Below are 8264 nucleotides of genomic sequence, written 5' to 3'. Positions count from 1 at the left end.
CCGGCGAACAGGCCGCCGCCCGGCGCGACAGCCCAGAGGCCGGTCCACCCGACGTCATGCAGGCGTTTGACGAGCAAGGCCGATTGGACATAGCTCCACAACGCCCAGCCCATCAGTTCCAGGATCAGACCGCCGGTCAGGTATTGATAGACGAGCAGAAACCCGAACAGTCCGGCCGACGCGCCCCAGAAGGTCCGCCGTCCGATCCGCCCCCAATACGAAAATAGCACCCCGACCCAGTACATACGCCCGCCTCGCAACAGCCCAGCCTAGCGCGTCGCTCGGTAGAGTGTATGTGATATATATGCCACAACAGAACTTGCGCGCCGCCACAAACCGCCTAATTGAAGGCGGTCAACCTTCCCCCACTGTCGATGAGGTCTGCTTCCTTGGCGCGCGATCCGTATCTGGAGCTTGGCGTATCCCGCGGCGCGACCGCCGATGAGATCCGCAAGGCGTTCCGCAAGCTCGCCAAACAACACCACCCCGACACCAATCCGGGCAACAAGGCCGCCGAGGAGCGCTTCAAGCAGGTGAGCGCGGCCTTCGACATCCTGGGCGACGTCGAGAAGCGCAAGAAGTTCGACGCCGGCGACATCGACGCCGACGGCCGCGAGACCGCGCGTGGCTTCGGCGGCGGCAATCCCTGGGGTCAGCCGGGCGGACAGTGGAACACCACGCGCGGTCAGGACGGTCCCGAGAGCGGCGACCTGGGCGACCTCTTCAGCGAGATCCTGGGCCGGCGCGGGCAGGGCGGCGCCGGCGGCGCCGGCGGCGGCTTCGGCGGCTTCTCGCAGAAGGGCGCGGACGTGCGCGCCAAGCTCGAGATCGACCTGGAAGACTCCATTCACGGCGCGAAGAAGCGCATCGCCTTCTCGGACGGCCGCACCATCGACGTGACCATCCCCAAGGGCGCCGAGGAAGGCCAGACCCTGCGCCTGAAGGGGCAAGGCTCACCCGGCCGCGCGGGCCCCGGCGACGCCTTCATCGAGCTGGCGGTCAAGCCCCACCCGATCTTCCGTCGTGAGGGATCGGCGTTGGTCATGGACCTGCCCGTCAGCGTCCCCGACGCCGTGCTGGGCGGGAAGGTCGAGGCGCCGACCCCGGACGGGACGGTCTCGCTCACCATCCCCAGGGGCGCCAACAGCGGCCAATCCCTGCGCCTGAAGGGCCGGGGGCTGTCGGACGCGCGCGGCAAGCGCGGCGACCTGCTGGGGCGCATCGTGCTGTTCCTGCCGGACAAGCCCGACCCGGAGCTGGAAGCCTTCGCCGAAGCCTGGCGAAAGACACGGCCCTACACGCCGCGCCGCAAGGGATAAGCGGTTGGCGGCGTGACAGACCGTCGCAACCCCGGCATAAACCGGCCATTCAGCCCTGGTTCAGTGATCGGGCGGTAGACCTAGCGCCATGAAGCGTCTGTTTGTCATCGCCGCCCTGCTGGCCGCCGCCCCGATCGGGGCGAGCGCTCAGCCTGGGCCGGACTATGGGCGGCCGTCGTACGGCGGCGGGCGTGGCGACCAGGACACTGCGCGCGAAGCCGTTCGCGGCGGCCGCCAGGTGCCGCTTTCCCAGGTGATCGCCATGATCGCCTCGCGCACGCCGGGCCGTCAGCTCAATACCACCCAGGGCGAATTCGGAGGCCGCTCGGCCTATTTCGTCCAATGGCAGACCAATGACGGCCGGGTCATCATCTTCATCGTCGACGCCCAGAGCGGCGCGATACTTTCCCGCCAAGGCGGCTAAGGGGTTTCCATGCGCATCCTGCTGGTCGAGGACGATCCTGACCTGTCGCGGCAACTGAAGGCGGCGCTTGGCGACGCCGGTTACGCGGTCGACCACGCCCCCGACGGCGAGGAAGCCCAGTTCCTGGGCGAGACCGAACCCTATGACGCGGTGATCCTGGACCTGGGCCTGCCCAAGGTGGACGGCGTTTCGGTGCTGGAGCGGTGGCGGCGCGAGAACATGTCGACGCCTGTGCTCATCCTCACGGCCCGCGCCGCCTGGAGCGAGAAGGTGGCGGGCTTCGACGCCGGCGCCGACGACTACCTGACCAAACCCTTCCATACCGAGGAGTTGCTGGCTCGGCTGCGCGCCCTTCTGCGTCGGTCGGCCGGTCACGCGGCGCCCAGCCTCTCCATCGGCGGCCTGCGGCTGGATCCCCGCGCCGCGCGCGCCTCGGTGAACGGCGAGCCCTTGCGGCTGACCTCCCTGGAGTACCGGCTGCTGCACTATCTGATGATGCACGACGGCCGGGTGATCAGCCGCACCGAACTGGTCGAGCACCTGTACGACCAGGACTTCGACCGCGATTCCAACACCATCGAGGTGTTCATCGGCCGGGTGCGCAAGAAGATCGGCGCCGACCGTATCGAGACCGTCCGAGGCCTCGGCTACCGGCTGACAGCGCCCGCCGAGGAGCTGGGCGGCTCGGCGACGTGACCCTTGAGGCCCTGAGCCGTCCCTCCCTTGTCCGACGCCTGGTCATCCTGGCGGCGGGCTGGACGCTCGCGGTTCTCCTGGTCTCCGCCCTTGTGTTGGCCCTGCTGTTCCAGCAGGCGGCTATCCGGCGGTTCGATCAGGGGCTGGCCGAACTGATCGACAACCTCACCGCCGGCACCTCGATCGACGACCGGGGCCAGGTGATCGCGCCAGCGCTCACCGACCTGCGGGCGTTGCGCGCCTTTTCCGGCAAGTACTGGCAGATCGCCGAACCGACGCCGAACGGCGGGGTCCATGTGCTGGTGCGCTCACGCTCGCTGTGGGACTCCGAGCTGAAGGCGCCCACCGACATCGCCGGCCAGCTGGCCGCCCAGCCGGGGCGTCCGGTCTCCTACGACACCCGCGACGAGTTGAACCAGCCACTGCGAGCCATGGCCACCCAGGTCAAGCTGCCCAACCGCGCCGCTCCGGTGATCTTCATGGCCGCCGAGGACCGCGGCCCGGTCGACCGCGATGTGCGCGGATTCATGACGGCGACGGCGGTGGTCTTCATCCTGCTCGGCGTCGGCATGGTGGCCGCCGTGGTGATCCAGGTTCGGGTAGGCTTGAACCCGCTGTTCGCCCTTCGCCGGGAGGTGGCCTCCGTGCGCCGGGGCAAGGCCGAGCGGGTGGTGCGGGTCTATCCCAGCGAGCTTTCGCCCCTGGCCGACGAGCTCAATGCGCTGATGGCCCACAACCAGGAGGTCGTCGAGCGCCAGCGCACCCATGTGGGCAACCTGGCCCATGCGCTGAAGACCCCGCTTTCGGTGATGCTGACCGAGGCGCGTCAAACCAAGGGCGGCCTCGCCGACGTGGTGGAGGAACAGGCCCAGGCCATGCACCAGCAGGTCGATCACCACCTGCGCCGCGCCCGCGCCGCGGCGCGCACCCAGGGTTCGGGCGAGCGCACTTCGGTCGCCGAGGTGCTTGACGAATTGTCGCGCACCCTGGAGCGCATCTTCCTCGACAAGGGCGTCGAGATCGACTGGGACGCCCCCGACGACCTTTTCTTCCTGGGCGAACGACAGGACCTGCTCGAACTGGCCGGCAACGCCATGGAGAACGCCGGCAAGTGGTGCAAGTCGAAGGTTCGCATCCGCACGGCAGCCATTTCCCCAGAGCGTTTCAGGCTTTCTATCGAGGACGACGGGCCTGGCCTGACCCCAGAGGAACGCGAGGAAGTGGTCCGCCGCGGGGCGCGGCTGGATGAAAGCGCGCCTGGCTCTGGCCTTGGACTCTCGATCATCGACGAGCTGGCACGGGCCTATGGGGGCTCGCTAAAGCTGGGCCAGGCGCGTCTGGGCGGACTTCTGGTTGAGCTGGATCTGCCCCGCGCCGAGGCTTGAATTAGCTGGATTTTCGGAAAGCCTTAACTGGCGGCAAGCATAAGTGCTTCAAGCGCGAAATGTACTCGCGCCTGGAGTCTCCCCCACGATGGCCGGGTTGCCCGACGCCAAGATCGACATCGTCCGCACCCTCGTCGAGCATGCGCCCGACAAGGTGGTCACGGGTCTTCAGAACGCCCTGGCCGCGGCGGCAGGCGACACGGCCCTGGCTGGCGTTCGGCGCGTGGTCGAAGCCGAGGTCGCCGATCGCAACCTCCGCAACCGTGTGCTGGAGCCTGTCGCGCCGCTCTTCGCGGGTGATCCCGGCGATCAGAACCACATCGCCTTTCCGAAGGCCGCGCTCGCGCTCATCTGGCGCGGGCTGAAGGCCCAGGCGCCGGCCGAGGTGGCCAGCGCCGCCCGCGCGCTCCTGGAGTATCGGCCGGGTTTCAGCTCCACCGAGCCCTTCGACCTGCTGACCCAGATGGCGGCCGACGGCCTGCGGTTGGGCGGGCAGCGCGATTTCGCCGCCGCCATCGGCGTCATCGAGCCGGCGCGTCCCGGCGGGACCCAGCACCTGCTTTCATGCTTGGCGCTCGCCCCGATCGTGCGCCAGTCGACGCTGCGGCTGCCAGAGTGGATCGGCCGCTTCACCGAGGAGAACGCCGCCGCCGCCCGGGTGGCCTACAAGGACGCCGGCCTCGAGGCCGAGGACGCAGGACCGCGCTTCTTTGAAATGCTTTCGGCCCAGCTGGCCGAGCCCTGGACCATCCTGCGGGTGGTCTCGGCGGTCATGGACCGGCCGAACGAACATTATCTGGCGGCCTCGGAGCTGGCGATTTTCGCCATCCGACTGATGGACACCATCGACGCCAATCTGAAGAAGGTCGCCGATTTCGACCTGAACAGCGGTGTCACGGGCGGCCTGCTAGCCGCGGCGACGGTCGAGACCCTGACCTTGCAGATCGCCGAGATGGAGAACTCCGTCGAGCTGTCGCGTGAGAGCGGCTGGGGGTTTCGGGTTCAGAAGCAGAAGCAGACCCTGGCCGCCGTGGTCGAAGGTCGGCTGCGTGAACTGGACAAGGTGCTGAGCCAGGCCCTGCCCAGTCACAAGGTCCGCGTGGCGCGCACCATGCGAACCGAGCCCCGCCTGACCCTGGAGCCCGACGCCAAGCTGGTGGATCGTTGCCGCACTCTGCTGGCCTTCGCAGAGGCGATCCGGCCCAGCGCCAACTATGGCGGTTTCGCCTCCACCCGCGCCAAGGTCATGGAGGCCGCCGGTGAGACGCTCGACAACTATGTCGAGGAGGTCCTCTCCCTGGTGCGCGACCACGAGGTCCCCGACCGGGAGATCGCCGCGCGCTTTCTCCAGGCCGCCGCCGAGTTCGCCGCCCCCATCCATGAACCCCGCGCCGGCGACATCGTGCGCCGTCGCGCCGCCACCGCTTTCGGTGTCAAGAAACCTCAGCCGCCGGTTTTCGCCGAGGACCCGGCCAAGCCGGTCTAGAACAACCCCCCGGTTTCAGATAAACGCGGCGCATGATCGCCTTCTGGGTTGTCGCGGGCGTCCTCTCCGCCGCCGCCGCCGGCCTCATCCTGCAGTCCGCCGCACGCGCGGCTCAACGCGACGGGGCGCTTGACCCGACGAGCGCGGTCTATCGCCGTCAACTCCGTGAGATCGACGACTTGGCCGAGCGCGGTCTCATCGCGCCGGGCGAACGCCAGGTGGCCCATGCCGAAGCGGCGCGACGCCTACTCTCGGCGGATGACGCGAGCAGCGCGCCGTGGACTGCGCAGGTGGGCCATCGCCGGCCCGTTCTCGTCGCGGCCCTGCTCGCGCCCCTGGTGGCCCTCGGGCTCTATCTCGCCGTCGGCGCGCCGGGCCTGCCCGACCAGCCGATCCGAACGCGAATCGCCGCCTGGCGCGCCCTGGAGCCGTCCATGCTGACCGCCCCGCAGATGGCGGCGGTGCTCAAGAACCTCATCGCCGAGCGTGGACCCGACGCGGAGGCCTACGGCTTCCTGGCCAAGGCCGAGATCGCCGCCGACAACCCCAGCGGCGCCATCCGCGCCCTGCGTCGCGCGATCGAGATCGCGCCTCAGCGGGTGGATCTCTGGGAAGGTCTGGGCGAGGTCCTGATGATCGAGGCCGGCGGCGAGGTTTCGCCGAACGCCCGGCGCGCCTTCGAGGAGGCGTTGAAGCGCGATCCCAAGTCGGCCATCGCCCGATTCCACCTGGCGCGCGCGCGCATCGCGGCCGGTGATCGTTCCGGCGGCTTGGCGCAGTGGCGGACCTTGGCCGCCGAGATGCCGCTGGGCGATCCCCGCCGCGCGGCCATAGAGACCGCAATCGCCGAGGCGCAAGGCACGCCAGCCGTGGCGACCGACCAGATGGCGGCGATCCGCGGCATGGTCGCCGGCCTCGCCGCGCGCTTGGACGCCTCGCCGGAAGATCCCGAGGGCTGGGTGCGGCTGGTGAGGTCGCACGCCGTGCTGGGGCAGGACGCCGAACGCGACGCGGTCCTGGCCAAGGCGCGCGCGCGCTACGCCGACCGTCCCGAGATCCTCCAGGCGCTGGATATCGCCGCCAAGACACCGCCCATGGCTGGAGTGACGCGATGAGCGGCTGGCTGCCCAAGTCGCCCAAGGCGCGGCGGCGTCTGATGCTGGTTGCGGCGATCGCCCCGGTGCTGGCCCTGGCCGCGGGCCTGACTCTGTGGGGGCTGTCGGACTCGATCTCCTATTTCTACACCCCGTCCCAGGCGCTGGAGGCCAAGCCGCCGCCGGGTCGGGCGATCCAGCTGGGCGGGCTCGTTCGTGAGGGCAGCGTGGTCAAACATGCCGACGGCCGGGTTGAGTTCACCGTGGCCGATCAGCTCGCCACCACCCGCATCGCCTTCTCCGGCGACCTGCCGGACCTGTTCCGAGAGGGGCAGGGGATCGTGGCCACGGGCGCCTTCCGCGCTGACGGCGGCTTCGAGGCCAAGCAGGTGCTGGCCAAGCACGATGAGAAGTACATGCCGCGCGAGATCACCAAGGCGCTGAAGGAACAGGGCGAGTGGCGAGGCGAGGGCGCGGCGCCCCCGGCCTACGCCAAGGGCGACCGATGATCGTCGAGATCGGGGCCTTCTCCCTGGCGCTGGCGCTGGCGTTGTCGTTCGCCCAGGCGCTGCTGGCGGGCGCGGCGCGGGTCAAGCGCTCCCAGGTCCTGGCCGGCGCCGGAGAGGGCGCGGCGCTGGCGGGGTTCGCGGGCCTTGCCGTCGCCTTCATGGCGTTGATGTACGCCTTCGTGACCTCAGACTTCTCAGTGGCCAATGTCGCGGCCAACTCCCACAGCGACAAGCCGCTGCTCTACCGGATCGCCGGGACCTGGGGCAGTCATGAGGGCTCGATGCTGCTGTGGTGCCTGGCCCTGACGGGCTGCGGCGCCGCGGTGGCCGGCCTCGGACGCGGCCTGCCGTCCGGCCTCAAGTCACTGACCCTGGCCGCGCAAGGCGTGCTGGGCGTGGTCTTCCTGGCCTATACGGTCTTCGCCTCCAATCCGTTCGCACGTCTGCCCGCGCCGCCCACCGAGGGGCGCTCGCTCAATCCGCTGCTGCAGGACCCCGCGCTCGCCTTCCATCCGCCCATGCTCTACCTCGGCTACGTCGGTCTCTCGGTGGTGTTCTCGTTCGCCGTGGCCGCCCTGATCGAGGGCCGGGTCGACGCCGCCTGGGCCCGCTGGGTGCGGCCATGGACGCTCGGGGCCTGGAGCGCGCTCACCGTCGGCATCACCCTGGGCGCCTTCTGGGCCTACTACGAGCTGGGCTGGGGCGGCTGGTGGTTCTGGGACCCGGTGGAGAACGCCTCCTTCATGCCCTGGCTGGTGGCCACGGCCCTGCTGCACTCGGCCATCGTCACCGAGAAGCGCGGCGCGCTCGCCGGCTGGACGGTGTTCCTGGCGTTGGCGGCCTTCACGTTCTCCATGCTGGGCGCGTTCCTGGTGCGCTCCGGTGTGCTGACCTCTGTCCACGCCTTCGCGGTCGACCCGACGCGGGGAACGCTGCTGCTGATCATCCTGGCGGTGACCTCCGGGTCGGCCTTCGCGCTGTTCGCCTGGCGGGCGCCGGCGCTCAAGCCCGGCGGCGTGTTCGCCCCGGTCAGCCGAGAGAGCGCGCTGGTGCTCAACAACATCCTGCTGGCTGCGGCCACGGCGACCGTCCTGCTGGGCACGCTCTATCCGCTGATCCGGGAGGCGGCGACCGGCGAGGCGATCTCGGTCGGCCCGCCGTTCTTCAACCTGACCTTCACGCCCCTGATGGCGGCGCTGGCGATCCTGCTGCCGGCCGGACCGCTGCTGGCCTGGAAGCGTGGCGACGCGCGGGGTGTCGCGCAGCGTCTATGGGTCGCCGTCTTGCTCGCCCTGGCCTGCGGCCTGGCCGCCTTTGTCCTGGTCAGCCCGCGCCAGGCCTTCGCCTCGGC

At 69.7% G+C, this 8264-nt stretch carries 9 protein-coding genes; 8 read left to right on the top strand and 1 reads right to left on the bottom strand.

Annotated elements, in window-relative coordinates; translation table 11 throughout:
• Positions 1-245, bottom strand: a 245-nt coding sequence (locus tag RMO04_RS16780) for a DUF805 domain-containing protein (RefSeq protein ID WP_309645912.1), incomplete at its 3' end; no start/stop codon positions are given.
• Between the two features lie 144 nt (positions 246-389).
• Between RMO04_RS16780 and RMO04_RS16775 the strand changes: the two genes are divergently transcribed.
• The 8 genes from RMO04_RS16775 to RMO04_RS16740 all read left to right on the top strand — a co-directional run.
• Positions 390-1319 carry a J domain-containing protein gene (locus RMO04_RS16775; protein WP_309645911.1) on the top strand — a complete coding sequence of 310 codons (930 nt, stop codon included), beginning with the start codon at positions 390-392 and terminating at the stop codon, positions 1317-1319.
• A gap of 88 nt (positions 1320-1407) precedes the next feature.
• Positions 1408-1743: a hypothetical protein gene (locus RMO04_RS16770; protein ID WP_309645910.1), complete on the top strand. Its 336-nt coding sequence runs from the start codon at positions 1408-1410 to the stop codon at positions 1741-1743.
• Between the two features lie 9 nt (positions 1744-1752).
• Positions 1753-2439: a response regulator transcription factor gene (locus RMO04_RS16765; RefSeq protein ID WP_309645909.1), complete on the top strand. Its 687-nt coding sequence runs from the start codon at positions 1753-1755 to the stop codon at positions 2437-2439.
• The gene (locus RMO04_RS16760) at positions 2436-3824 is read left to right on the top strand and encodes a sensor histidine kinase (RefSeq protein WP_309645908.1); all 1389 of its coding nucleotides are present in this window, start codon (positions 2436-2438) and stop codon (positions 3822-3824) included. Before RMO04_RS16765 ends, RMO04_RS16760 begins: the two co-directional genes overlap by 4 nt.
• A gap of 88 nt (positions 3825-3912) precedes the next feature.
• A complete protein-coding gene (locus tag RMO04_RS16755) occupies positions 3913-5310 on the top strand; it encodes a hypothetical protein (protein ID WP_309645907.1) in 1398 nt (465 codons plus the stop codon).
• Positions 5311-5342: 32 nt separating this feature from the next.
• Complete coding sequence (gene ccmI / locus RMO04_RS16750; RefSeq protein ID WP_309645906.1) at positions 5343-6425, top strand: c-type cytochrome biogenesis protein CcmI; 1083 nt, start codon at positions 5343-5345, stop codon at positions 6423-6425.
• Positions 6422-6913, top strand: coding sequence for a cytochrome c maturation protein CcmE (gene ccmE, locus RMO04_RS16745; RefSeq protein WP_309645905.1), 492 nt, complete (start codon positions 6422-6424; stop codon positions 6911-6913). The genes ccmI and ccmE overlap by 4 nt, the downstream gene beginning before the upstream one ends.
• Positions 6910-8264, top strand: a 1355-nt coding sequence (locus RMO04_RS16740; RefSeq protein WP_309645904.1) for a heme lyase CcmF/NrfE family subunit, incomplete at its 3' end; no start/stop codon positions are given. The genes ccmE and RMO04_RS16740, both read left to right, overlap by 4 nt.

Origin of the sequence: Phenylobacterium sp. (assembly GCF_031412415.1) — a bacterium.
Lineage (GTDB): Bacteria > Pseudomonadota > Alphaproteobacteria > Caulobacterales > Caulobacteraceae > Phenylobacterium.
Note: the sequence above shows the minus strand (reverse complement) of the source record. Positions and strands in the feature narration are given on the sequence as shown.